This window comes from Succinivibrio dextrinosolvens, from assembly GCF_900116345.1.
GTDB lineage: Bacteria > Pseudomonadota > Gammaproteobacteria > Enterobacterales > Succinivibrionaceae > Succinivibrio > Succinivibrio dextrinosolvens_B.
On record NZ_FPAH01000019.1, the window covers coordinates 1 to 24062 of the forward strand.

The following is a 24062-nucleotide window of genomic DNA, read 5'->3' on the forward strand; positions in this document are numbered from 1 at the left end:
TGTATTCGGTGATATCAAATATAATCACGGTTTCAAAAGATTCAGACTGCGATCTAAAGCGAAGGTAATAATTGAATTTGGGCTTGTGGCTCTGGCTCATAATATAAGAAAATGGGCCAATATAAGAAATGAAATGAATGCGGTAATAAGTTAAAAAAGAACAAGAAATACCTTAAGCTTCCCACCTTATCTCTCTAAAAGTTCTAAAAATCTCCAATCAAAATAAATATCTCAACAAAATCGTATTTGAAAATTTCAATTCCCTAGAAATAACAAAATTCTATGTTTGAAAAATGAAAGAGGCTGACATACTTTTTAGTCAGCCTCTTATTTTTTGAGATTACTTTAGCTTTGCTTTCAGTGACTCCCACTGGTCTTTTGGGATATCCAAAGAAGTCAATGCATCTTCTACACTGAACTTTTTGTTCTTTACCAAACTTCTTAGGTGCTTAATTGTTGCTTCCTCTCGACCTTCCTCACGTCCTTCTTCTATTTTCTGACTCATCATGCTCTGATAATCAAGAATTTCCATCTCTCGATTCAAATATGCTTCATAATTTTCAGGATCTTTCATAAAGCTATTCCTTATATCGATTGCCTTACCAAGAATCTGGTCGCTCTGCATCGCCTCTTCCTCTTGTATTGTAAGCTTACCAGAAAAGTAGGCAAGCCACTTTTCAGCGCGACTCATTTCAGAGACTTTCTTTTTCTTAAACTTCTGAAGTTCCAGAAAGTGCAGCTCCAGCAGATTCGTAATTGGATTTTTGTTCTCTACGTTACAGATTTTAGCAGTACAGTGAGGATTCTGACTTGCATCATCTTTAAATATATTGAACCTCAGCACATTGATACAGATAACCGGTTTAAGTTTATCGTAGCTTTGTCCTTTAATTAACGATCCTACATAAAGTTTTGACCAGTAGAAAAGACTTCTTCCTATCCAGCCGCGATCATTTGCAACCTGAACTTCAATATCAATTTTTTCTCCTGATGCCAGAGAACAGCAGATATCGAGTCTGGAGATTTTCTCATAAGAATTTTCTGCGTGCTGCTCTGTATCGGTGTAAATAAGATCGGTAATTAGATTATCACCATCTCGTTGTAAGATAGCATTTAAAAAATCAATGAGAATGTCCTTATGAGAGAAAAGCTTCTTGGCAAAAGCATCGTTAGTGGTACTGATATGACCTGCAGCATTAATCTCAGCTAGAATTATTTTTTCGCGATTATCGTTATGTAAATTTTTCATTCATATATCTCTCAAAAATGATTAGACTGATTAGGACAAAAATAATAAACGACAAATTTTCAGGCCTACGCGTAACCATATCATTTTTTTCGAGAATTCCGGATAATTATTTGTTTTATAAGGAAGATGTTTTTTTTTAATCAGCATTTAAGGCTAATATTGGGATTTACTTAAGAAAAATAATTTACAGATAAATTTCAATAAATTAGGTCTGATTAAAAAAAATTCTCAAATTTCCAACTATACTGTTTATATGAAAATTCTCTTAACTGAGAAAGTTTTTGTATTGTCAAAACAAGACATGTTACCTGATGAGGTGTTAGATGTTTAATAAACTGTCAGTAAAACTCAAAGTCATGGGCGGTTTCTTTCTTGTAATTCTATTCACGCTGATAATCGGTATCACAGCGCTTATCATCATGAATAACTTCAATAATGCCTCTGCCTATGTCAACGAGATTATCAATGTAAAACATGGTCGAACCTACAACCGACAGCAGGCTCTAACCAAGGCTTCAAAACTGTTCTTCAACTACCAGTGGGATGTAGCCTCTCTTAGTGACAAACAGGTTACAGAACTGAAGGATGCGGTTACAACCATTGTCGACTCCATGAAAGCCATGACCGGCAAGACCGATCCACAGATCACCAATGCTATTAAAGGCTCTGTAAATGCAATTAACGATGCCTTCAATTCAGAATTTCTTCCAGCAGTATTGGAGAAGAATCAGGAACGAGCCACCAACATATACCGAAAGGTAATCTATCCTAATTTTGAAATTGCAGAAACCAATCAGTCAAAGCTTGGTGAGGCACATCTGCAGCTGGCTGGTCAGGCTATTGAGTCAAACACTTCAACCGTACCTTTCTACTGCACCTTAGGACTACTGATTTTCGCATGTATAGTGGCAATTATCATTGCCTATGCCGTAACCAACTATACAGTTAACAACCTGGATAAGGCTGTTAAGGCTGCAACTGAAATTGCTGACGGCAATCTTACCCACAAGATTTCCTCAAACAGCAAGGATGAATTCGGAACCCTGATTCGTGCAACCGATGCGATGCGTCAGGAACTGAATGATCTGGTATCAAAGATCAAGGATTCTGTGGCAACAGCAGTATCAGATTTCAATGAAATCAATAACATCACCATAAAAATCAATAATTCAGCAGAAACCACCGAAAGCAAGGCTGTAACAGTTGCAGCAGCCTCTGATGAGATGGTTTCAACCACAGGAGACATCGCCAAGAACTGTCAGAGTGCAGCTTCAGCTTCTGAACATGCCAATAATACAACCGAGCAGGGTGTAAGCGAAATCAACGGAACCATTGAAAGCATTCAGGCTCAGGTTGAGGCTACAAGACAGAATGCAGATCAGATTAAGGCTCTGGTAGATCAGTCCCAGAAAGTCGGTACCATTGTTCAGACAATTGAGGATATCGCCTCTCAGACCAACCTGCTGGCTCTGAATGCCGCCATTGAAGCTGCCCGTGCAGGTGAGGCCGGTAAGGGCTTCGCGGTGGTAGCGGATGAGGTTCGTGCCCTGGCATCAAGAACAGCAACCTCTACTCAGGATATCATCAAGATGGTTACCAACATCCAGAATGATGCCAACACTGCCAATGAGTCTATGATGCAGTCTCTGCAGAATATGGATAATCTGTCAGGACAGACCACCAATATTCAGGGAATGCTGGGCAGCATCATTGATCAGGTTTCCAGTGTAAACAGTCAGATCACTCAGATTGCTACAGCTGCTGAACAGCAGACTACAGCAACATCAGAGATTTCAACCAATATGCAGGGAATCACCGGTGAGTCTCAGGATCTGCGAGCCATGGTCAACAGCGCACAGGAAATGGTTAATGATTCCGTACATAATCTGAACTCACTAAGAGATATGGTGGCAAGATTCAGAGTTTAATTATTTCTCAGCACTCAATTCCGGGAGAACAGCCTCATTTTTGGCAGTTCTCCCTTTTTTACATTTTTTCACTAGAAATGCTTAAAAAAAAAGAGATGTGATGGATTGTCTGAGAAAGCAGTTTAAATGCCGCTTTTTTGTGATGACGGAGTCTTACAGAACCTCAGGCTCTGTATTATTGTTGCATTATCAGTAGAGGTTACAGGCTATATCAGATCGTCGTATACCACGAAGATCACTGAGCTTTTCCCCTTCTCTCCATATTCTTCAAGTCTGATGATCATGACATTGGAATTCTGTCGCTGCCATTCCTCAAACTGCTGTAACGCTAGAGATGTCTTTCTTCTTTTAGACCCACTCTTAAAGTCGTCTAAAAACTGTTTGACTCTGACCATGTTTGCTCCTTACGGGCACAAAAAAACCGTTAACTATAAAGTGTAACGGTCTGCGCTCGGTAATGTCTGACTGTTTAACATCGGGGTGACAAAGTCTCTGTGCACATATCTATGACCTCCTGATATACGAACTGTCTCGTATTTCAAATGTGCAGCAGTCAATAGTTCACGTAAATAAATATATTCTCTACAGAGGGTAACGTTATTTACCATGCATTTTCTCCTAGCTATCTTGATTGTAAATAAATCTAAGGCCTATGAAAATAAATAATTGAATTCACGTCACAAAAGTTTTTGTTTTTCCATAAAAACTGAGAAACAGTTAAAAAAACTCTCTTTGCAGAACCTGTCCTAAGACTATAGGTCTTGCTTAGAACCATGTCTGGCAAGAGGTTAGCGGATATATATGTTATGGTCCTGAATACATCATGGATTTAGTTCTTTTATCTTGTGCAAAACAGTGCAATTTCAAAACTGTGCTCTGAAAACAAGACGAATAAGCACTGCTTTGGTATCATGAATATTATGTGCCGCAGCAATCAACTCCGGCATATATCAGCCAGACAATGCTCAAAAGAACTCTACCGCAGTTTGAGCAGACACAGCTTTCACCAGTCACTAACCTAAGGCTATTTATTTGTATGAAAGAATTTGTAACCTTAAAGAACGGATTAAAAATGCCTCGTCTTGGCATGGGTATGTGGTATATCGGCGAAGAATCCTCAAAAGCCCGCGGCGAATATGAGGCTATCCGCATGGGTATAGATTCCGGTGTAAAACTGATTGATACGGCTGAAATGTACGGTATGGGCCGTTCAGAGTCCTTTGTCGGACGTGCCATCAAAAATTATGACCGAAACTCTCTGTTTCTGGTTTCAAAGGTGCTGCCATCCAATGCCGGACGCAACCACATCCGTTCAGCCCTGGAGCACTCTCTGAGACGTCTTCAGACTGATTATCTTGATATGTATCTCTATCACTGGATTGGAGATACTCCCTTCCCTGAAGTGGTAGAGAGCATGGAACGCTTTGTTGAGGAGGGGATAATCCGCTCCTGGGGTGTTTCCAATTTTGATACCGGGGATATGATTGAGCTGGTTGAACACAGCGGCGGTAAGAACTGCGTTGTAAATCAGGTACTATACCATCTGGGCTCCCGTGGAATTGAGTACGATCTCCTGCCTTACATGAAAAAGCAGGACATCTATCCAATGAGCTACTGTCCGCTAGCTCAGGGCGGCTCTCTTTCAAGGGGAATTCTTCAGGATGAAACCGTCCTTAAGATAGCCCGCAATCATAACCTGAGTCCGTCTCAGGTACTGCTGGCCTTTGTACTGGCAAATGAAGATATGATTGCAATTCCAAGAAGTTCAAGCGCCAGACATACTCTTGAAAATGCGGCGGTAAGAAACATTACCTTATCCGAGGAGGAGCTGGAGCTTTTAAATCAGGCCTTTCCTGCCCCGGATCATAAGGTACCGCTGGATGTCTGCTAGTCCACACTGCAGAGCAGCTTTAATAACAGGGCTTTGAGCTGCTGAGCATCCTCCATGGTAAAACTGCTGCAGTTATCAGTGATTTTGCAGCAGATTTTCTCGGGAATATCATGAGCCTTTGCCTTGAGCATACGGCCTTCATCAGTAATTTCAGCTATTACCACACGCTCATCTGTCTCATCACGGTATTTCCTGATAAGTCCCATGGTGCAGAGTTTCTTGATGACCGGAGTCAGAGTGCCTGAATCCAGATAAAGCTTTGCACCCAAATCCTTTACTGAAATCTTCTCATGCTCCCACATCACCATCATGGTTACATACTGGGTGTAGGTCAGATCAAGATCCTTAAGTAAGCCCACATAGGAGTTAACTACTCTTCTGGCACAGGCATAAAGGGGAAAACAGACCTGATTTTCCAAAAGCAGAGGATCGTTCTTATCTTTTTTAGTCATAGCTTAATAATCCAAGGTGAAAAAAAACTTTAAGTCCTCTGTCCTGAAGACAGAGCTAATTCACTCTTATGTTTTTTATTTTAGCAGTTTTCTCTGTTCTTTCTAGCTTTTACAGGCTTTGAACAGCTTATTCTGAATACTGCTCTAAAATTATTTTGATATTTTATTAGATTTAATTTGACACAATTAAATTTTACTATATAATTATACACAGTAAAGTTAATTATACAAGTGAGAGGAATTTATTATGTCAATGATGCCAGTTAATTCTGATAATTTTGATAAGGAAGTATTAGGTGATGACAGCTTCAAGATGATGTTTGTCGGTGCCGAGTGGTGTGGTCACTGCAAGGTCATGAGACCAGGCGTAATGGAGTTTTCAGCTGAAAATCCAGAGATTAAGCTGTGCTATGCAGATGCAGATGAAGCAGCTGATCTTGTAAGCAGTTTTGGAATCACCAGCATACCAACTACACTTGTATTCAAGGACAAAAAGGAAGTTTTAAGAAAGGTCGGAGCCCTTTCCAAGCAGGATCTAGGTGAGATCGTAAAGACCTACCTGTAGTAAGCAAGAGAACTAAAAATAACCAACAGTATCCTATGCCTGAAAGAGACTTTCAGGCATTTTTTGTCTTAGAACTTATACTCAAGATCAAGATTTACACCCAGCATCTCATAGCCAGGGTTATGTGAACTCATACCATTAGATGCATGAGCATACAGGAAGCTTAAACCAATTGCAGAATCATTATTCAGCTTATAGCTAAAACGAGGACCGACTCTCCACAGAAAATCGTAGGCACGGCCTCCTGCTGGATGAGACTTGGTGAAGAAACGCATAGTGCCTCCGAGCTCAAGACCGGTATAGAAGTTTCCAAATGGATTAAATTCAAGACGACCTAGAATAGAAGGACCGATACCAAAAGCATCTGAATTATCTTTAATTCCTTTATTATTCATATAACCGTTTGCTATGGTTGCGGTACCACCGTAATAGAAGGAAAGATAGTCGTTGTTCCAGAAATGTTTATAAACATGCAGATTATAGTTATCCACGTGTTTATTAGACTTTTTGTGCTTTAAATATTCTGCCTGAAAATCCCAGCCCTCAACACAGGAAGTCTCTGCGTAAGCAAGAGAGCCCATAAATAAAAGAGAAGAGACAACACATGCCTTACTTAGTTTGTTCAGAGTTATCATTCTTGAAATCCTGTCTTTATTTTTATGGGTATATTAGCTTAGATAAGCTAATTAAAAATTTTAACAGACAGAGAAAATAATTAACCGATCAAGCTCTCAAACACAGATTTATATCAAGAATATTTTCTGCAAAAACAAACAGAAACAGACATAGATAACATTTTTTACTTGCATTTAGTTAGATATCTAATTATATTTATTTACAGGTTAGTTAGACATCTAATCTTTTTTTTAGTAATTTCCTTTTGAGGTGATGATTATGAATTCCGTACTAAAGCTTTCTGCTCTTTCATTACTTATAACAACCGGTCCAGCTGCAGTGGCTTCTGACTACAACGTTACAGAGACTAAGCTATCTGAGGGCATTGTTTATGTATATGATTACAAAAATATAAAAATGCACGTATACAATACACAGGATCCTCTGGGTGATGTCTTATATGCTTTTGAAACAGACAAAGGTCTGGTGCTATTAGAATCCACAGTTTTAAAGAAGAATGTCGAATGCTTTAATGACTACCTGAAAGGACTTAATAAAAATCTGAAAGGTGAACTTCTATCCTATCATCCTAATGGCTACACGACTTATAAGAGTACCGTCTACGCCACTGACGGAGCTGTAAAAAGCTGGAACGAAGGCAGTGTTAAGTCTCTGACCGAACAGTTTGTATCAGGATTCGGCGAAGATAAAGTGGCCTCTGATATGCCAGAAACAGCAAACAAAATAAAAATCGGAGATGAACTTTCTCTTGCAGGAATAAACTTCAAGATCCTTGACGGTAAAACCACCGAAGGTCATTTTGATGTGGCTATTCCAGAAATCAATGCAGTCTATACGCATATGATGGGGTCAGATGTTCACAACATTCTGCCTTCAAAGGAAGCTATCGAATCTGAAATTTTAAGATTTGAAAAGATACAGAATGATAATTATGATCTGATTATGACATCACACTATATGCCGGAAACCCAGGCAGGTGTTATGCAGAAGCTGGTTTATCTTAAGAAAGTTAAGGAACTTGCAGATAAAAGCCTAAACCGACAGGAATTCATTAGTGCGGTAAAAGAAGCCTTTCCTTCATACAAAGGAGAGAACTATCTGGAAATGTCCGCATCCATGCTATTCAAAAAGTAATTGAGATTATTATGGAACACAATATTGTTGATTTATCCTCAAATCTTCGACGTTATGCAAACGAATATATCGAAGAACTGCTAAAAGATAATGGGCTTAAAGGAATTGTACCCTCTCATGGAGGAATTCTTTTAAACCTATATCATGACAAGACTCTATCAATGCAGGAACTGGCAGCACGTATAAAAAGGACTAAAGCAACAACAACTGTCCTTGTAGACAAACTGGAAAAACTAGGACTTGTCGTGAGAAGCAAATCTGACAGGGACAGTCGAATTACCCTGGTAACTCTTACGCAGAAAGGTCTGGATTACGAAGATCTATTTAACAGGATCGGCACAGAAATAAATCGCAAGGTTACAAAGAATCTTACAGAAGATGAGGCCTTACTTCTGGAGAAACTTCTCGAAAAGGCTATATCAGGATTTTCAAATTAAAGGAAACAAAAAATGTCATTAGAATGTATCTTATCCGAAAACTCAAAGAAACCAGAGAATCAGGTTAATGCAGAGAACGTATCCTTTGCAGATATCGGTGAATTTACCGGTATTAAGGACTATGTCATGGAGTGTCCTGATGCCAAACTGACCATGAATGCAAAGCTTTTCTTAAAGGATCTTCTGAAATTTACAGGAATGGAAATGTCCTTTGGTTACATGGAACCAAACTCAGTTGGACCATTTTCTCACAAACACAAGCTCAATGAAGAAGTATATCTGGTACTTTCTGGAAACGGCACCATGACCGTAGATGGCAGGGATTATTCACTGAAGGAAGGATCTGTAATGAGAATTGATCCACAAGGTGTGCGCAAGTTGTCATCAGGAGATAAAGGCCTCTGCTACATCTGTATTCAGACCAAGCGCAACTCACTTGAAGGTTATACCATGACTGACGGTGAGATTCTGTAATATTCTCATTTCCCTAAGTTTTGCTAGAGACAGGCTTTAAGCCTGTCATTTTTTATGAATATTAAACAATACAAACCCGACAATACATAATATTCAACTGAAAATAATCTATAACAAAAATTCATATAACCGATAACAAAATTCACCATACTTATCTTTCAGATGCCGGTTAAATCACACTTTGTTGAGATTCAGATATAAAAAAATACATATTACCCTATCTTAATAGATTGCAGTTTTAAGCTAAAAAGGCAATAAATATTGCACTTTTTATTTAAAGTGCAAATGTAAATATTTTTAAATTTTTCTTTATTATTCAATAATATTTTTTTAATTTTTGCCCCAAAATCTAATTGTCAAACATATTTTTAGGTGCTAGTATTAGGCGCTTTTTTGATTTTCCATATCAGAAAAGACTTAGAAAATAATTAGAACAAAAATATTTGAACTTCAAGGATTTTGGACATGCTAAAACTCTTTATTCCTATAGGAGTAGCTCTTGCACTCATTTCCGGCTGCAAGAACACCTCCAACCAGGATAACAATCTCGATGCAGGACGTGTTGCAGCCTCCATCGAGAAAAACAAAACCACTCTCAGTGATGCCATGCTGTTACTAGGAGAGCCTGCCTTTATCTCAGTTACCGAAGATGGTAGAAAGATTGCCGGCTTTAACCTTGTAAACAAAGCCTTTACTGAGGATTTCAGCAACAACGTCATAAAAGGAACCATGTCCTTCGGTCAGAAATCTACCCTGATCCCTAAGATGACCAAGAATATATTTCTTGAGCTAGACGATAACAATGTTGTCAGAAACTATAAGTTCTCAGGCGCAGCCTGGGTTGAAAAGAAATATTTCTTTATAAAGAATGAAGCCAGAATTACCCTTGATCTGGATGAGATACTCAATAAGAACGTGTTCACTGCTGAATATATCTACAATAAACATCAGAGGCTTCTAGCCAGAAACAAGTACGATAAAGAGCTGAGAGAAAACAGCAGCACCTTTGAAAACTGCGAATACCGATGCCAGCTATATAAGAATGCAAATGACCTTTATGGAACACTATACAAATTACAGACTGACTCCAGAGTGGAGCCGCCCGGACAGAAATAACAGAGATTCAGAATACCACAAGGCACAGAAACATTAGTATTTAATGCTCTGTGCCTTTTTACATTAATGGATTTGCAACCTGAGATTACTGATGCTCTGTTGAGCCTCTTATCACCAGCTCTGTAGAGAGCAGCACTTCGTTAACCTTTAAAGTCTTTCCCTTAATCTTCTCATTGAGCATTTCACAGGCGGTAAAGCCCAGCTTGTGCTTAGGCTGATGTACCGAAGTCAAGGAAGGTCTTACAACCTGACACAAAGAGATGTTGTCAAAACCGATTACCATCAGATCATCCGGAACCTTAAGCTCACTGTAGACAGCACGGTTCACCACAGCTGCAGCCAGAACATCCGAGGAAGCAAATACGGCATCAGGTTTGTTGTCATCTGCAAGCACCCTGCTGATAAGAGTATCTGCCATCTGATATTCAATATGAGGAACATGCATAATCCACTCTTCAGGAATGGTGATTTCCTCTTCAGCTAAGGCATCCAGAAAACCTCTAAGACGCTCACGGGAATACTTATAGCGTTTTGGTCCGTTTAAAAAGGCAATTTTCTTTCTGCCCGAGGCAATCAGATATTTAACCGCATTCTTTGCTGCCATATAGTCATCAATACTTACATATGGAAGTGTGGTGCGGTCATTGAACTCGCAGCACTGAACCACCGGTACCACAGCGTTAATCATGTACAGAATCTCAGATGAGATCTGACTTAGGGTGATAATTCCCTTAACCTTGGCCACACGCAGCATTCTGATAAAGTCGTCGATATTGTTCTCATCCAGCTTGGTGTAGTTTAAAAGAGTGTAATAGCCGTTACATTCAGCGGAACTGATTATGCCGGCAATAACCTCCTCGTAGAAAGGATTGGTTCCATGAGGAAAGTTGATAAGAATGATGTCCTTGAACTCATTATGAAAGATTTCATTCAGATCATAGCCCATAGCCTGCATGGTGGCTTTGATCTTCTCTAAGGATTCCTCGCTTAGAAGCTCAGGATGATTGATGGCGCGGGAAACACTTGCAGGTGAAACTCCTGCCTGCTTTGCAATCTCATGTGTCTTATAGCGTGTGTTTCTCATATATATCCCCAGTTTGTATTTTTGGTTTATGTAATTCTTGTATTGAAATGATTTCAGAAATAATGGCAGATATTATAAAGCAAAATCATATTTCAAAATCCATGAAACATTTCAGAATAATCCATTTTAAGTTCAAATAATCTTTAAACTGTGATTTGACGCCAATTATAAAACTAATTCATTTGTAAAAACGATTTCTAAAAATTATATTTACTGAAAATTTTATGAAATTATTTCAAAATATTTCAGAAAACTTATCAGACAAACAAAGGTGATTTTATGTTGAATGTAGGAATAATCGGTTGCGGCAAGATCGCACAGATTCGCCATATTCCAGAATATCTTAACAATAATAATGTAAAAATTACCTCTTTCTTCGATTTGAACAAAGAAAGAGCACAGGCTCTTGCAGAGAAATATCATGGAAAGGCCTATGATTCTCTGGATGAAATGCTTAAAGATCCAAAGCTTGATGCTGTCAGCATCTGCAGTGCCAATACCGTACACGCTGAGCATGCTCTGAAGGCTTTAGAGAATCATAAGCATGTGCTTTTAGAAAAGCCAATGGCCACAAGTCTTGAGGACTGTATAAAGATAGTTGAGCTTGCCAGGAAGAACAACCTCAAGCTCATGATTGATCAGAACCAGCGTCTGGCCAAGGCTCATGCAAAGGCAAAAGAGCTTATTGAAAAAGGTGAAATCGGAAAGATTATCTCCTTTAGAACCACCTTCGGTCACGGCGGTCCTGAGACCTGGAGTATTGATCCGGGCATTACCAGCTGGTTCTTTGACAAGAATCGTTCTGCAATGGGCGCTTTAGGTGATCTCGGTGTTCACAAGACCGACCTGATTTCCTATCTGGTGGGCTCAAGAATTAAGGCTGTCACCGCAAAGATTGCAACCATCGATAAGAAGGATGCCAAGGGCAATCCTGTAAGCGTGGATGACAATGCATTCTGTATCTATGAAATGGAGAACGGAGTAATCGGCACCATGACCGCGTCCTGGACCTTCTACGGCAGAGAGGACAACTCCACAATTATCTACGGACAGAAGGGAATACTGAGAATCTATGATTCAAAGGACTGTTCAATTGAACTTGTAGGCGCTGACGGCAGCACCGTCAAATACGATCTGGACAAGATTCAGACCAATGACAATCAGACCTCCACCGGCATTATCGATGCTTTTGTGGACTGCATTGAAAACAGTCACAAGCCTTTAATTGACGGTGAATCCGTGCTTGGAGCCATGAAGGCGGTATTTGCCGCAATAGAGTCCTCAGAGAGCGGCAGAAGAATCGAGATTAAGGATTAGGAGCAGATATGAAACTGGGATTTGTCAGTGCTATTTTAGATGGCTATTCATACGAAGAGATGATGGCCACAGCCAAGAAAATCGGTTATCAGTGTGTTGAGGTAGCCTGCTGGCCTGAGGCTAAGGCAGAAAGACGTTATGCAGGTGTATCCCACATCAACTGTGAGAAGGTATTACAGGATGAAAGCTATGCAAAGCATGTGCTTACTGTAGCAAAAGACAACGGGGTTGAAATCTCATCTCTGGCCTTCTATCCAAATACACTTGATCCTGACTTAAAGAAACGTCACGACAATGTAGAGCATTTAAAGAATGTCATCAGAGCAAGTCACGCTCTAGGCATCAACATGGTAACCACCTTCATCGGACGTGACCAGACCAAGAACTTTGAGGATAACCTTCTGATTGTTAAGGAAGTCTGGCCTGAGATTATGGATCTTGCAAAGGAGCAGGGAGTAAAGGTCGCAATTGAAAACTGCCCTATGCTTTTTGGTCCGGATCAGTGGCCGGGCGGTCAGAATCTGATGACCACCCCTCACAACTGGAAGAAGATTTTTGAAATCCTTGACTATGACAATCTGGGAATCAACTACGATCCTTCCCATTTTGTATGGCAGATGATTGACTATGTTGAGCCTGTCTATGAGTTTAAGGACAGAATCTTCCACGTTCACTTCAAAGACCTCAAGGTTATAAAGAGCAAGCTCAACCAGGTCGGCATTCTTGCCTATCCTCTGGATTTCATGGCACCTAAGCTGCCAGGTCTTGGCGATGTCAACTTCTCAAGATTTGTAAGCGCTCTTACCGATATCGGCTACAACGGCTACGCCTGTGTAGAGGTCGAGGATCGCGCCTTTGAGGATTCAAAGGAAAGAATTCTGGACAGCCTCAAACTGTCTTACCACTATATGAGAAATTTCGTTATCTAAAAAATCAGACAAACTAAGGAGCTACATATGAATAACTTCAAGAAAAGCGTTATTGCAGCAGTTGTTGCCGGCGGTTTATCCGCTATGTTCAGTGCACCTGCTTTTGCTGCAGACAAGAACATCATTGTTTTAACCTCACCAGAAGATCACGGCTGGACAGGTTCAGTTGCAACCTTCGCTAAGGAGAAGGCAAAGGAAATCACAGCTCAGGGCAAGTATGACGTTAATGTTATCACCTGTGACAACGCCGGCTATCAGATCAATCAGATCGAGGATATCATCGCTCAGGGCGACAAGAAGCTTGCAGGTATCGTAATTCAGCCTATCGATGATACCGTAATGTCAGGCATCCAGCAGATTGTAAACGCTGAGATCCCATATGTTGCCTTCGACCGTATCATTGACGGCGTTGCCAATACCGCTGTTTCAAACGTTAAGGGTGACAACGAGGGTATCGGTGCCGGTGCAGCTTCATACTTTGTTGACAACGGTCTGAAACCAGGTGACAAGATTTACGTTTACGAGGGTGATACCTCATCTGTTACCACACTTCGCAACAGAGGCTTTGTTGAGTACCTATCCGGCAAGAAAGAGTTCAACGGCAAGAAGATTGCTGACAATAAGAAGTGGACAGAGGAACAGCTAAAGAACATAACCTACTCAGGTGCTATGAACTGGAGCCGTTCATCCACCAAGACCTCCTTTGAGTCTCTAATGGGTGAAGTTTCAAATGCTGACATCAAGTGGTTCTACGCTGAGGATGACGAGCTGGCTATGGGTATCTTAGAGGCTCTGCGTGGCGGCGGTATCGATGAGAGCACCAAGGACAAGTTCTACTCTCACAAGCCTTTCATTACCGGCTGCGGAGGTCTTGAGGAAATCTACAGCGTAATCCGCGGTGAAGATTACAAGGATATCGCTTCAAAGCTAGGCGGCATCATGTCAGTTACCTACAGCCCATCAATGATCCAGACTGCTGAGCAGGATATGGTTGATTATCTTGACGGCAAGAAGGTTACTCAGGATCACGTGATCGAGTGCCACAACGTAACCGCTGAAAACGTTAAAGACTTCAAGTCCTTCAATTAAGATCAGGAGATACTGATTATGCCTCTGCTGCAGATGCACAGGATCTGTAAATCCTTCAACGGAGTCCCTGTGCTAAAAGATGTAGAGCTCGAAGTTGAGGAGGGCGTAGTTCACGCCCTTCTCGGTGAAAACGGAGCAGGTAAATCTACATTGATGAATATTCTTACCGGTACCATACCAAAGGACAGCGGTGAGATTTATTTTGAAGGTCAGAAACTTGAAAAGCTCTCCGTAAGCAGAACTGAAGAGCTGGGCATAGCCTTCGTGCATCAGGAGCTTAATCTTTTCAACGATCTGAAGGTATTTGAAAACATTTTTATCTGTAAGGAACTCTCCGGTTTTCTTGGTCATCTGAAAAAGAAGGAGATGATTAAAAGATGCGAAGAGCTCTTTGCAGAACTTGGCGTATCAATTGATCCAAAGGCTCTGGTCGCTGATCTGAAAACCAGTGACAAGCAGCTTCTGGAAATCAGCAAAGCTTTGTTTTTCAAAGCAAAACTTCTAATTCTCGATGAGCCTACAACCGCGCTCAACAACGAAGAGGTAGAACATCTGTTCTCCATCGTCGAAGGACTGAAGAAACAGGGCATCTCCTTTATTTTCATTTCCCACAAGATGCCTGAAATCTTTAAGTACTGTGATACATACACAGTATTCAGAAACGGACAGTATATCGCTGAAGGAAAAATCAGCGAGACCACTCCGGACGAGATTACCAAACTTATGGTCGGAAAAAGCGGAACTTCTTCTGACATCTATGAAAAACGTGAAACCGGTGAAACAGTCCTTGAAATTAAGAATCTTACAGGTCCAGGGTTCCATGATGTAAATCTTGAGGTAAAGAAAGGACAGATTGTCGGTATGACCGGACTTGAAGGCTCCGGCAGCAGTGAGCTGATGCAGTGCCTGTTCGGTACTACTCTGCGCTCTGGCGGAAGCGTAAAAGTCTTAGGCCACGAACTGCCTCCTGCCTCCGTACATGCGGCCATGAAGCACGGCATTGCCCTGCTCCCAGCAAACCGAAAGGAGAACTCTGTAATTCCGGATATGAATATCCTTGAGAATATGTATCTGGCAGAGCATACCTTAAGTGCAGGCAAATTCCATATCAACAATATGGAAGAGATGAAGAAATACAAGAAATATCGTGATCTGATGAATCTTAAGGCCGAATCAGCAACTCTGCCTATAACCTCCTTATCAGGCGGTAATCAGCAGAAGGTTTTCATTGCAAGATGGCTGAACACTGATGCGCAGATCCTGCTTTTTGACAATCCTACTCAGGGTATCGACGTGGGTGCCAAGGCTGAAATCTATAAACTGATTTTAGAGCTGGCAAAAAAAGGCAAGACCATCCTGGTTAATACCCTTGAGATTCCGGAACTGCAGAAGGTGGCGGACTACTGCGCCGTATTCTGCGACGGAAAAATCGTGAAGGTACTTCCTCATGAGCAGATTGAGGAACACACCATCATGATGTATTCAACAAATTCAATACAAGAACAGACAGAGGTAGAAAATGAAGAATAATTCGCTGCTTGCCAGTGCCTGGCGCGAATACAGCTATGTATTTGTTTTTATAGTAATATTTCTGGTTTACGCCTCAAGCAGTAGTGGACTTACTCTGAATGCCACCATGAATATTCTGCGTCACTCAGCTGTTATCGGTGTAATTGCCATCGGTATGGGTATGGTCTGTATAACCGCAGAAATCGACCTATCTGTGGGCTCCATGCTGGCCATGGTAAGCGGACTTAGTGTTATAGTCTTCAATGCCACAGACAGTATTACCTTAACCCTGCTGTTCTCAGTTCTGTTTGGCTGCTTCTGCGGACTTATCAACGGTGTACTGGTGGGTATTGTAAAAATGCCTTCCTTTATCGTAACCCTGGCTACCATGCTGATTTTCCGCTCTTTTGCACAGTATATCTGCCAGCATATAGACAAGGCTTTAGCAGGTGGCGGCAGCTCAGTTTACAGAATGATCACCAAGCATGACATGTTCCAGAGCATGTTCACCTTCGGTAACTCCAAGTTCATCACCCTGCCAATAGTCGGAATCGTACTGATTGTATTTACCCTGGCTTTCGTATACCTCCTTGAGTCAACCAAGTACGGCAAGAAAGTATATGCAGTGGGAAGCTCCTACAAGGGTGCCTTTATGGCCGGTATCAATGTACGTCTGATTAAGACCTCAGTATTCGTGATTACCGGTGGTCTGGTGGGTGTAGCATCCTTCCTGTGGATTGCCATGAACGCATCCTCTGATCCTGCAACCACAGGTTCAGGCTATGAGATGTACGCAATTGCTGCAGTAGTACTTGGCGGTATCAGTATGGCCGGCGGTAAAGGCAGATGTCTGGGTATTCTTTTCGGAGCCCTGTCATATACCGTAATCGACAAGATTATTATCGCCCTGAAGATGGACTCACTGATCAACGATGCTGTTAAGGGAATCATCCTGATTATTGTTATCCTGATTCAGGTTGCAGGCCCACAGCTTAAGGAAAGATTTTCCATTATGAAGGCGAAAGCTTCCAGTTAACCTTACATTGTTGTAATTTCATATGTTTTGCCACTATCCATTGATAGTGGTTTTTTTTGTAAATTTGTTAAGTCATATACCTTTCATCTAAAAGGAAATCAAAGAGATCCACAACAAGAATTCCTTTCTCATCAAAAGAAGGTTTAAGTCCGGTTCTGGACACAACAATTTTTTTAAATGAATCATCAATATAGTAAAGACTTCTTTTTTCCTGAAGCTGTTTTTCAGGATCACTCATTGATAGAGCGGATTGAATATAATATTTCTCGTTTCCTTTGGTTGCTACGAAATCGACTTCTAGTTTTTTCTGTTCATAAATATTTTTGCCGTTTACATCTGTTCGCTCTGTTTTTTCGCTGACATTCACTTCTCCAACATCAACATTGAAGCCTCTATATCTTAGCTCGTTGTAAATAATGTTTTCCATAAGGTGAGTTTCTTCTATCTGACGAAAGTTTAAACGAGCATTTCTAACTCCAACATCCTCAAAATAAAGCTTAAATGGAGAGCCGATGTATTTTCTTCCTTTGATGTTATATTTTTGAGCTTTAGAAATAACAAATGCATCCTCAAAATAATCAATAAAATTTGAAATGGTCAACTCAGAGATATCTTTATTCATAACACTTTTAAAGGTGTTGGTTATTCTCCTGATATTTAATGGAGCTCCAATTGTTGAGGCTAATATATTGAAAGTATCCCCTATCTCATTCTTCTTTTTTAAATTGTGTCTTTGAATGATATCCTTAAGGTATGTTTCCTCAGCTAACAGCTTAAGGTAATTATTCTTTTCTTCATCGCTTTGCATATTTGCAACAAGCGGAATTCCTCCTGTTACAATATAGTCTTTCCAGGCTTTAGTAATATCCTGCTGGGTATTTTCCACATATTCAGAGAAAACCAGCGGCAAAACATGAATAATTGTTCCTCTTCCTTTAAATTCAGTTGCGATATCAGATGATAAGAATCTTGAATTCGAACCTGTAACATAAATATCAAAATTCTTGTGTTTTAAAAGACCATTTAATGTGCCGATAAAATTCTCAAGAATCTGAATCTCATCTAAAAACAGATAAAAGTCCTCGTTTTCGTTTGTTTTGTCTTTTATATATGCTCTGAACTTTTTGGAATTAACTTCTATCTCATTATTCGTACTTTTGATTTTTGACGGAGTGTCTTTAAGGTACTCATCAAGTAAATCAATATCCTCATCAGAATCAAAAGAGAACCTAATGATGTTTTTCTTAGAAATTCCCTGAGCAATAAGGCTTGAATAAAATAGTTCATTTAATAAGTAGGACTTGCCAGAACGTCTTGCTCCGGTAATGACTTTAATCAGACCGTTATTTTTTCTATCTATTAAACGATTAACGTATTTTGTTCTTCTGTATTCCATATAATTTCTACTTAATATTTTTCAAAGTCTTTGAATAATATTAATTATAGTACAAGCGATTTAAATTTTTTATCCAACTCCTACATTTAAATGCAAAACATTACATAAAGTCATACATATAAATGTCTTTACCATTAAAAGGAGCAAGACTTTCTATGTCAGATTATAGAAACGATGAATGGATGACAAATTATCCTTTATTCGCTTTTGCTCAATGGATTTGATGAAAAGATCAACGTTATTCGTTCAAAGATATTCCATATCCTTTTCTACTTAATATTTTTCAAAGTCTTTGCTTTTTATTAATTAAAGCAAAAGTTACACATATCTGTACACAATCAGAACACAAATTAAAAAAACAAAAGGCCAGACTGTTACATCTGACCTTCTTCAAGTCCGTTGCTTCCCCAAACAACGGACTTACAACCTAAAGAGAATTACTTCTCCAGGTATGGCTGTAATGCCTTCCAGATCTCATCGCCTTCAGATTTTTCAATCTCAACCAATGGTCTGCGCATTAAGCCGTTAGCTACAACACCACGACGCTTTAACACATCCTTGAAGATACCCATGTCTGCACCGGCCTTGATGATGGAGATAACCTCATTAGCCTTCTTCTGAAGCTTACGGCACTCATCATGTTTGCCTTCCTTCCATGCTTTATAGATTGCAGTGAATACCTCTGGTACAGGACCTGCACAGCCTGAAACTGTACCTTCAGCACCTGAGCACAGGCCTGCATAGAACAGACGGTCAGGACCAACAAGAACGGAGAAATCACCGTTATTGATGTTGATGTAGTTTAAGATGCGAACCATATCTGGGTAGCTGTACTTGATACCAATAACATTTGGACAAGCCTTGGCAATCTTCTCAGCAACCTCTGGAAGAATATCGTTACCGGAGCACTGAGGAATTGAATATAGGTAGATTGGGAAATCACGGCTTACAGAAGCAGAGATATCCTTGTAATACTGTAGAAGAGCTCTCTCATTGGCACCGAAGAAGCTTGGAGTTACAGCACCGATACCGTCTGCACCAATCTTCTCAGCGTGAGCTGCAAGCTCACAGGCGTCCTTGGTGGTCATAGCGCCAACATGAATATAGACAATGGCACGACCATTAGCATGCTTAACAACAGTCTCAGCAACCAGCTTACGCTCCTCAACAGACAGAAGGTACATCTCACCGGTTGTGCCCAGTGGATACAAACAGTTGGTGCCGTGTTCAATCTGGAAGTCAACCTGCTTCTTCAGGCTCTCCACATCAATTGAACCATCCTCTTTGAAAGGTGTTGTCATAGCATTGATAACGCCAAACATTTTTTTCATGATATTACTCCTATTGGATTTTTATTCTTATTTACAAAAAGTTAAAAGTTATTCTTTCATATCAGCTCTGGAAGAGATGGAAGGCAAAGCCACCGATTCTCTCCTTAAGATAAGCCTTATAAAGACGGCCATCTTCCTTAAACTTAAGGGAGTTCTCATCAAACTCAATTCCGCAGCGCTTCAGATAGTGATAGGCACGAAGAGCATCCCTTGAACCGATACCGATATGAGCTAAAGACTCAGCAACCGGTTCATGACAGACCTCAAAGAGCTTGCCGGCAAAGGTACTGTGGGCATGATGATCGATTCCAAGATGGAACACACTCCCAAGCTTTGAGGCAAGTGCGTTGGCCTCAACAGAACCGCTGGAATTGAAACCGAAATGATCAATTCTCAGATCAAGATACTGAAGAATGGTTTCTTCCACATCAGCAGCAATCTTTTCATAGTTGTCAGAGTGGATATCGTCATACTTGAGCATGAAATCACCACCTGTTGCAGCAATCTTGCAGAATGGAAGATATTCCCTAACCAGATCTCTGGTCATATCTCCTGTAGGAACCCAGCGCACATCAGGATAGGAACCGCTTAAAAGCTTCATGGTATCAAGACCGCCCTGCTGAACTGCAGGGAAGAACTTTAAGGTATGTACTCCTAAAGCTCTTGCAGCCTCAACCTCGGTTGGAGTTACAGTTCCAGGCACAATAGGAATATTACGCTCCAGGGCATATTTGACCACTTCAGGGTTAAAGCCCGGGGCAACCAGGAACATAGCGCCAGCATCAATAGCCTTTTGGGCAAGCTCTACAGTGAGCACAGTTCCGGCACCGATAATAAAATCAGGCAGTTCCTTTGAAATAATCTCAATACAGGCCAGAGCATCCTCTGATCTGAGCATAACCTCCATCAGAGGAAGACCGCCTTTTGAAAGAGCCTTTGCAAGTGGCAGAGCTCTTTCCTTCTTGTCGATTGTGAGTACCGGAATCATTCCGATCTCAGAAATCTGCTTTAGGATGTTGTTTTTATCAACAGTCATTTTTTACCTTCTTATTCCATTATTTCTGAGCTAGTAGAATCTCTTGCCCTTGAGCTTCTTTTTTATCAGAGGATAGAACAGGGTCAGAAGAATCATGATGCACAGTACTAAAGTTACAGGACGCTCTAAGAAAATCATCAGACTTCCGTGAGACATAACCAGGGCTCTACGCAGATTGGATTCAAGCATTCCACCTAAAAGCAGACCAAGGATGAAAGGTCCTGCCGGATATTTACCGCGTTTGAAGAAGAAACCTGCGATACCGAAGAAAGCCATGATCAGCACATCGGTGAAGGAGTTGTTCAGAGCATAGGAACCAACCACGCACAGAGCAATTACAGATACCCAGATGGTCTGAGGCTTTGCATTTAGGATTCTTGCTGATAGCTTTGCAGAGAGCAGACCGATTACGATGAATACCAGGTTGGATAAAAGCATCAGCTGCATAATCTGCATTACAAAGTCAGCGTGCTCGGTAAACATCTTAGGACCAGGCTGCATACCGTACATCATCAGAGAGCCAATCAGAATTGCAGTTACGGCATCACCAGGAATACCCAGAGTCAGCATAGTGGTCAGAGCACCGCCTAAAACACCGTTGTTAGCAGTACAGGACACCGCAAAGCCCTCAGGGGAACCGTTACCGTACTCCTCAGGATGCTTGGACATACGCTTTGCCTGTCCCCAGCAGATAATTGAGGCAATGTCACCGCCAGCTGCAGGAATAGCACCGATAATGGTGGATTCGGTACCTGCAATCAGGGTTGGTCTGAAGAACTGCTTTACCTGAGCCCAGGTTGGCAGTATACGACCAAGATTTCCGCCTTTCTTAACCAGCTCAATCTGAGCATTGGCCTCAGCTTCCTTTTTCTTGCTGAATTCGAAAATCTGATTGAGGATTTCACCGATACCGAACATACCGATCATGGCAGGCAGGAAGCTTACGCCTGCAACCAGAGCGGTGGTATCCATAGTGAAACGCTTTGAAGCCAGAATAGGATCAATACCTACGCAGGAAATGGTCAGACCTAAAAAGCCCATGGCCATTCCCTTTACAACATTGTTCTCGGATACCGAAATCATCATGATAAGGCCGAAGAAAGCCAGCATGAAGTACTCGGTAGGACCGAAGGTTACAGTGAACTTTGCAATCTGGAAAGAAAGGAAAATCAGGAAGATAGTGGACAGAATACCGCCGAAGGCTGAATACAGCACATTAAGTCCTAAGGCCAGACCGCCCTTTCCCTGCTTGAACATTCTGTAACCGTCAAAGGTTGATACGATTGAAGCCGGAGTACCTGGAGTATTGATCAGAATTGCTGAGATACCGCCTGCAAAGATTGCTGCGTTCCAGACACCGATCAGCATGGCAAAGCCGCACTGAGGCTCAAACCAGAAAGTAATTGGGGTTAGAATTGCAATTGCCATGGTGGCTGAAAGACCAGGCAGAGCACCGATTAGTAAACCTACAACCACACCGAACAGGTTAAAGGCGATAACCTCCGGTGTTAAAAGCGCCATCAAGGAGCTCATCCATAATGACAGATCCATGTGATGTTCTCCTACAATGTAAACTGAATATACAGAAGCTTATAGAAGATTCCGTATAGAAGGCCGATAAATATTGCGGTAAAGATAATATTGAACTTTAAGGTTCTACCGAATATATGATTAAAAGTTAAAAGCATGGCTGAACAGCCGACAAAGAACCCCATGGAGCTTTCCATAAATCTGTCGACAATTACCCATAGAGCCAGGAAAGATACAAATACTGCAAACATAAAGGCCATAATCTTGCCTTTTCTCTTCAGATCTTCCTCACCCTGAAAATAGATACTGCTGCCTTTGGAGATGGCGTCATAGACAATCCATAATCCAAAGAAGATTACAAACGCTGAAGTTACCGTTGGAAAGAAACCGGCTCCCAGACCGAATAAACCAGGAGGTGGAAGCAGACCGTACCCGATGGCAGGGACCAGAAACGCAAGTCCTGCGAGTACAAAGAGTCCACCAATGATGGCATCTCCGTTTCCCTTCATAAGACTTTCCTTATATTTATCTGTTTGTTAGTTATTATTATTTTGATGTTATATGCGGTTAAATTTAAAACCCCTTGTTTATCAAGGGGCTTTATTGAAATTACTTGCTTAACAGCTGTGGGATTAGAGCGTTGTATTTAGCAAGCTGATCTTTTGCGAAAGCATCTGCATCAGCACCGTTTAGGTATGCATACTCAAATCCGCGCTCCTTTAGAAGGTTCTTAACAGCGTCAGTCTGAACAGCCTTTGCTGAAGCATCAACCAGAACCTTAACTACGTCCTCAGGAGTTCCCTTTGGAACAGCGAAGCCACCCCAGCCCATAGCGGTAACGTCTAGGCCTAATTCCTTAGAAGTCTTTACATCAGGAACAACATTTGATCTCTTGTCGCCTAATACTGCTAATACCTTGAACTGACCTGCATCAACGTTAGCCTTAACCTCTGATGGAGATACTGCTACAGCCTGAATGTTGCCGCCTAGTAAAGCTGCAACAGCTGGAGCTGCACCGTCAAATGGAACATAGTTGAACTGAACACCTGCAGCCTGGCCTAAAGCAGCTGAAGCTACGTGCCAGATTGAACCTGCACCTGAGTTACCAACCATGATCTTGCCTGGGTTCTTCTTGGCATCAGCTAAGAACTCTTCAAGAGTGTTCCATGGAGCATCTGCCTTAACGGTGATAGCTGCAGGGATGGTCATAACACGGCATACGAAGGTGAAATCTTCACTTGAAATGGTTGATAGGCCTAAAGCTGAAATCATGGTTGACTCAACAGGCATGTAAGCTAAGGTGTAACCGTCTGGACGGCTGTTCTTTACAGACTCAAGACCAACTGCACCAGAAGCACCGGTTCTGTTGGTAACAGTTACAGGCTTACCTAATACCTTCTCCATCTCCTTGCCGTAGATTCTGGCTACGGTGTCAGAAGCTCCACCTGGAGCATATGGAACAACGATATTCAGCTGCTTGCGTGGGAAATTAGCATCAGCATTAGCTGCCTGCAGACCAAAGGTAGCAAGGCAGGCACCTACTAGAGCGCACTTAACAAACTTTCCTAACATAGTAAAAACTCCTTATGTAAAATTTCTTAAAGAAAAAATTTTTTACAATTCTAGTTTGGATTAAATTAAATCGCAGATGTGTGACGGATTCCCAAAAAATTAAGCGAGTTATAACCTTATCCGGCTTTGAGCAAAAAAAGGTGAATATTCTTATCTTTGGGGTAAAAAAAATTACAACGATTTTCTAAATTAGAGAACGATGTTCTAAGAAAACTACCGTGATAAATAAAGGTTTTTTGCCTTTTTATGTAAATAACTGGGGTGAAAGAACTTTCTTTCGATTTTGTGATCGAGTAAAAAAAACTGCAGTTTCCAGAACAGAAACTACAGTCTTGAGTAAGGAGAAATTTC

At 41.1% G+C, this 24062-nt stretch carries 24 protein-coding genes; 13 read left to right on the top strand and 11 right to left on the bottom strand.

What is annotated here, in order from left to right; genetic code table 11:
* Positions 1 to 13: 13 nt before the first annotated feature.
* Positions 14 to 154 carry a transposase gene (locus BM308_RS07320; RefSeq protein ID WP_373604445.1) on the top strand — a complete coding sequence of 47 codons (141 nt, stop codon included), beginning with the start codon at positions 14 to 16 and terminating at the stop codon, positions 152 to 154.
* Between the two features lie 186 nt (positions 155 to 340).
* Here the strand turns inward: BM308_RS07320 and BM308_RS07325 are convergent, their stop codons facing one another.
* Entirely contained in the window at positions 341 to 1249 is a 909-nt protein-coding gene (locus BM308_RS07325; protein WP_074944121.1) for an Rpn family recombination-promoting nuclease/putative transposase, read from the bottom strand.
* Between the two features lie 323 nt (positions 1250 to 1572).
* Here BM308_RS07325 and BM308_RS07330 point away from each other — a divergent pair, with 323 nt between their 5' ends.
* A complete protein-coding gene (locus BM308_RS07330) occupies positions 1573 to 3177 on the top strand; it encodes a methyl-accepting chemotaxis protein (protein ID WP_074944123.1) in 1605 nt (534 codons plus the stop codon).
* Between the two features lie 206 nt (positions 3178 to 3383).
* Here the strand turns inward: BM308_RS07330 and BM308_RS07335 are convergent, their stop codons facing one another.
* The gene (locus tag BM308_RS07335) at positions 3384 to 3572 is read right to left on the bottom strand and encodes a hypothetical protein (RefSeq protein ID WP_074944124.1); all 189 of its coding nucleotides are present in this window, start codon (positions 3570 to 3572) and stop codon (positions 3384 to 3386) included.
* Positions 3573 to 4213: 641 nt separating this feature from the next.
* Here BM308_RS07335 and BM308_RS07340 point away from each other — a divergent pair.
* Positions 4214 to 5068 carry an aldo/keto reductase gene (locus BM308_RS07340; RefSeq protein ID WP_074944126.1) on the top strand — a complete coding sequence of 285 codons (855 nt, stop codon included), beginning with the start codon at positions 4214 to 4216 and terminating at the stop codon, positions 5066 to 5068.
* Here the strand turns inward: BM308_RS07340 and BM308_RS07345 are convergent.
* A complete protein-coding gene (locus BM308_RS07345; RefSeq protein WP_074944128.1) occupies positions 5065 to 5520 on the bottom strand; it encodes a MarR family winged helix-turn-helix transcriptional regulator in 456 nt (151 codons plus the stop codon). The genes BM308_RS07340 and BM308_RS07345 overlap by 4 nt on opposite strands.
* A 247-nt stretch (positions 5521 to 5767) precedes the next feature.
* Here BM308_RS07345 and BM308_RS07350 point away from each other — a divergent pair, with 247 nt between their 5' ends.
* Positions 5768 to 6085: a thioredoxin family protein gene (locus BM308_RS07350; protein WP_074944130.1), complete on the top strand. Its 318-nt coding sequence runs from the start codon at positions 5768 to 5770 to the stop codon at positions 6083 to 6085.
* Between the two features lie 68 nt (positions 6086 to 6153).
* Here the strand turns inward: BM308_RS07350 and BM308_RS07355 are convergent, their stop codons facing one another.
* Positions 6154 to 6720 (bottom strand): acyloxyacyl hydrolase, encoded by a 567-nt coding sequence (locus tag BM308_RS07355; protein ID WP_074944132.1) that lies wholly within the window; start codon positions 6718 to 6720, stop codon positions 6154 to 6156.
* A gap of 259 nt (positions 6721 to 6979) precedes the next feature.
* On the opposite strand from BM308_RS07355, the gene BM308_RS07360 reads away from it, so the two are divergent.
* From BM308_RS07360 to BM308_RS07375, 4 genes are all read left to right on the top strand, one after another.
* Entirely contained in the window at positions 6980 to 7855 is an 876-nt protein-coding gene (locus BM308_RS07360; protein WP_074944134.1) for a hypothetical protein, read from the top strand.
* Between the two features lie 11 nt (positions 7856 to 7866).
* A complete protein-coding gene (locus BM308_RS07365) occupies positions 7867 to 8292 on the top strand; it encodes a MarR family winged helix-turn-helix transcriptional regulator (RefSeq protein WP_074944136.1) in 426 nt (141 codons plus the stop codon).
* Positions 8293 to 8304: 12 nt separating this feature from the next.
* Positions 8305 to 8766: a cupin domain-containing protein gene (locus BM308_RS07370; protein WP_083425490.1), complete on the top strand. Its 462-nt coding sequence runs from the start codon at positions 8305 to 8307 to the stop codon at positions 8764 to 8766.
* A gap of 465 nt (positions 8767 to 9231) precedes the next feature.
* Entirely contained in the window at positions 9232 to 9882 is a 651-nt protein-coding gene (locus BM308_RS07375) for a hypothetical protein (protein ID WP_074944138.1), read from the top strand.
* A gap of 85 nt (positions 9883 to 9967) precedes the next feature.
* Here BM308_RS07375 and BM308_RS07380 read toward each other — a convergent pair whose 3' ends face one another.
* Positions 9968 to 10966, bottom strand: coding sequence for a LacI family DNA-binding transcriptional regulator (locus tag BM308_RS07380; protein ID WP_074944140.1), 999 nt, complete (start codon positions 10964 to 10966; stop codon positions 9968 to 9970).
* A gap of 279 nt (positions 10967 to 11245) precedes the next feature.
* Between BM308_RS07380 and BM308_RS07385 the strand changes: the two genes are divergently transcribed.
* Genes BM308_RS07385 through BM308_RS07405 form a run of 5 tightly spaced genes read left to right on the top strand, consistent with a single transcriptional unit; the run spans position 11246 to position 16846 of the window.
* Positions 11246 to 12283 (top strand): Gfo/Idh/MocA family protein, encoded by a 1038-nt coding sequence (locus BM308_RS07385; protein WP_074944142.1) that lies wholly within the window; start codon positions 11246 to 11248, stop codon positions 12281 to 12283.
* 8 nt (positions 12284 to 12291) lie between these two features.
* Entirely contained in the window at positions 12292 to 13212 is a 921-nt protein-coding gene (locus BM308_RS07390) for a sugar phosphate isomerase/epimerase family protein (protein ID WP_074944143.1), read from the top strand.
* A 27-nt stretch (positions 13213 to 13239) separates the two neighbouring features.
* The gene (locus tag BM308_RS07395; protein ID WP_074944145.1) at positions 13240 to 14301 is read left to right on the top strand and encodes a substrate-binding domain-containing protein; all 1062 of its coding nucleotides are present in this window, start codon (positions 13240 to 13242) and stop codon (positions 14299 to 14301) included.
* Between the two features lie 18 nt (positions 14302 to 14319).
* Positions 14320 to 15831 carry a sugar ABC transporter ATP-binding protein gene (locus tag BM308_RS07400; protein WP_074944147.1) on the top strand — a complete coding sequence of 504 codons (1512 nt, stop codon included), beginning with the start codon at positions 14320 to 14322 and terminating at the stop codon, positions 15829 to 15831.
* Positions 15821 to 16846 carry an ABC transporter permease gene (locus tag BM308_RS07405; RefSeq protein ID WP_074944149.1) on the top strand — a complete coding sequence of 342 codons (1026 nt, stop codon included), beginning with the start codon at positions 15821 to 15823 and terminating at the stop codon, positions 16844 to 16846. The genes BM308_RS07400 and BM308_RS07405 overlap by 11 nt, the downstream gene beginning before the upstream one ends.
* 67 nt (positions 16847 to 16913) lie before the next feature.
* Here the strand turns inward: BM308_RS07405 and BM308_RS07410 are convergent, their stop codons facing one another.
* From BM308_RS07410 to BM308_RS07435, 6 genes are all read right to left on the bottom strand, one after another.
* The gene (locus BM308_RS07410; protein WP_074944150.1) at positions 16914 to 18242 is read right to left on the bottom strand and encodes an ATP-binding protein; all 1329 of its coding nucleotides are present in this window, start codon (positions 18240 to 18242) and stop codon (positions 16914 to 16916) included.
* 437 nt (positions 18243 to 18679) lie between these two features.
* Positions 18680 to 19573, bottom strand: coding sequence for a dihydrodipicolinate synthase family protein (locus tag BM308_RS07415; RefSeq protein WP_074841204.1), 894 nt, complete (start codon positions 19571 to 19573; stop codon positions 18680 to 18682).
* A gap of 61 nt (positions 19574 to 19634) precedes the next feature.
* Complete coding sequence (gene eda / locus BM308_RS07420) at positions 19635 to 20609, bottom strand: bifunctional 4-hydroxy-2-oxoglutarate aldolase/2-dehydro-3-deoxy-phosphogluconate aldolase (protein WP_074944152.1); 975 nt, start codon at positions 20607 to 20609, stop codon at positions 19635 to 19637.
* 30 nt (positions 20610 to 20639) lie between these two features.
* Positions 20640 to 22160, bottom strand: coding sequence for a tripartite tricarboxylate transporter permease (locus tag BM308_RS07425; protein WP_074944154.1), 1521 nt, complete (start codon positions 22158 to 22160; stop codon positions 20640 to 20642).
* A gap of 11 nt (positions 22161 to 22171) precedes the next feature.
* Positions 22172 to 22648 (bottom strand): tripartite tricarboxylate transporter TctB family protein, encoded by a 477-nt coding sequence (locus BM308_RS07430; protein ID WP_074944157.1) that lies wholly within the window; start codon positions 22646 to 22648, stop codon positions 22172 to 22174.
* Between the two features lie 100 nt (positions 22649 to 22748).
* Complete coding sequence (locus BM308_RS07435; RefSeq protein ID WP_074944159.1) at positions 22749 to 23711, bottom strand: tripartite tricarboxylate transporter substrate binding protein; 963 nt, start codon at positions 23709 to 23711, stop codon at positions 22749 to 22751.
* Between the last annotated feature and the right edge of the window lie 351 nt (positions 23712 to 24062).

What these genes read in the sequence shown, in the direction of transcription:
- BM308_RS07340 (WP_074944126.1), top strand. Translation starts at nt 4,214, where the DNA reads ATGAAAGAATTTGTAACCTTAAAGAACGGATTAAAAATGCCTCGTCTT.
- BM308_RS07395 (WP_074944145.1), top strand. Translation starts at nt 13,240, where the DNA reads ATGAATAACTTCAAGAAAAGCGTTATTGCAGCAGTTGTTGCCGGCGGT.
- BM308_RS07405 (WP_074944149.1), top strand. Translation starts at nt 15,821, where the DNA reads ATGAAGAATAATTCGCTGCTTGCCAGTGCCTGGCGCGAATACAGCTAT.
- BM308_RS07335 (WP_074944124.1), bottom strand. Translation starts at nt 3,572, where the DNA reads ATGGTCAGAGTCAAACAGTTTTTAGACGACTTTAAGAGTGGGTCTAAA.
- BM308_RS07400 (WP_074944147.1), top strand. Translation starts at nt 14,320, where the DNA reads ATGCCTCTGCTGCAGATGCACAGGATCTGTAAATCCTTCAACGGAGTC.
- BM308_RS07435 (WP_074944159.1), bottom strand. Translation starts at nt 23,711, where the DNA reads ATGTTAGGAAAGTTTGTTAAGTGCGCTCTAGTAGGTGCCTGCCTTGCT.
- BM308_RS07365 (WP_074944136.1), top strand. Translation starts at nt 7,867, where the DNA reads ATGGAACACAATATTGTTGATTTATCCTCAAATCTTCGACGTTATGCA.
- BM308_RS07345 (WP_074944128.1), bottom strand. Translation starts at nt 5,520, where the DNA reads ATGACTAAAAAAGATAAGAACGATCCTCTGCTTTTGGAAAATCAGGTC.
- BM308_RS07430 (WP_074944157.1), bottom strand. Translation starts at nt 22,648, where the DNA reads ATGAAGGGAAACGGAGATGCCATCATTGGTGGACTCTTTGTACTCGCA.
- BM308_RS07330 (WP_074944123.1), top strand. Translation starts at nt 1,573, where the DNA reads ATGTTTAATAAACTGTCAGTAAAACTCAAAGTCATGGGCGGTTTCTTT.
- BM308_RS07325 (WP_074944121.1), bottom strand. Translation starts at nt 1,249, where the DNA reads ATGAAAAATTTACATAACGATAATCGCGAAAAAATAATTCTAGCTGAG.
- BM308_RS07375 (WP_074944138.1), top strand. Translation starts at nt 9,232, where the DNA reads ATGCTAAAACTCTTTATTCCTATAGGAGTAGCTCTTGCACTCATTTCC.
- BM308_RS07355 (WP_074944132.1), bottom strand. Translation starts at nt 6,720, where the DNA reads ATGATAACTCTGAACAAACTAAGTAAGGCATGTGTTGTCTCTTCTCTT.
- BM308_RS07410 (WP_074944150.1), bottom strand. Translation starts at nt 18,242, where the DNA reads ATGGAATACAGAAGAACAAAATACGTTAATCGTTTAATAGATAGAAAA.
- BM308_RS07385 (WP_074944142.1), top strand. Translation starts at nt 11,246, where the DNA reads ATGTTGAATGTAGGAATAATCGGTTGCGGCAAGATCGCACAGATTCGC.
- eda (WP_074944152.1), bottom strand. Translation starts at nt 20,609, where the DNA reads ATGACTGTTGATAAAAACAACATCCTAAAGCAGATTTCTGAGATCGGA.
- BM308_RS07350 (WP_074944130.1), top strand. Translation starts at nt 5,768, where the DNA reads ATGTCAATGATGCCAGTTAATTCTGATAATTTTGATAAGGAAGTATTA.
- BM308_RS07415 (WP_074841204.1), bottom strand. Translation starts at nt 19,573, where the DNA reads ATGAAAAAAATGTTTGGCGTTATCAATGCTATGACAACACCTTTCAAA.
- BM308_RS07425 (WP_074944154.1), bottom strand. Translation starts at nt 22,160, where the DNA reads ATGGATCTGTCATTATGGATGAGCTCCTTGATGGCGCTTTTAACACCG.
- BM308_RS07360 (WP_074944134.1), top strand. Translation starts at nt 6,980, where the DNA reads ATGAATTCCGTACTAAAGCTTTCTGCTCTTTCATTACTTATAACAACC.
- BM308_RS07370 (WP_083425490.1), top strand. Translation starts at nt 8,305, where the DNA reads ATGTCATTAGAATGTATCTTATCCGAAAACTCAAAGAAACCAGAGAAT.
- BM308_RS07390 (WP_074944143.1), top strand. Translation starts at nt 12,292, where the DNA reads ATGAAACTGGGATTTGTCAGTGCTATTTTAGATGGCTATTCATACGAA.
- BM308_RS07380 (WP_074944140.1), bottom strand. Translation starts at nt 10,966, where the DNA reads ATGAGAAACACACGCTATAAGACACATGAGATTGCAAAGCAGGCAGGA.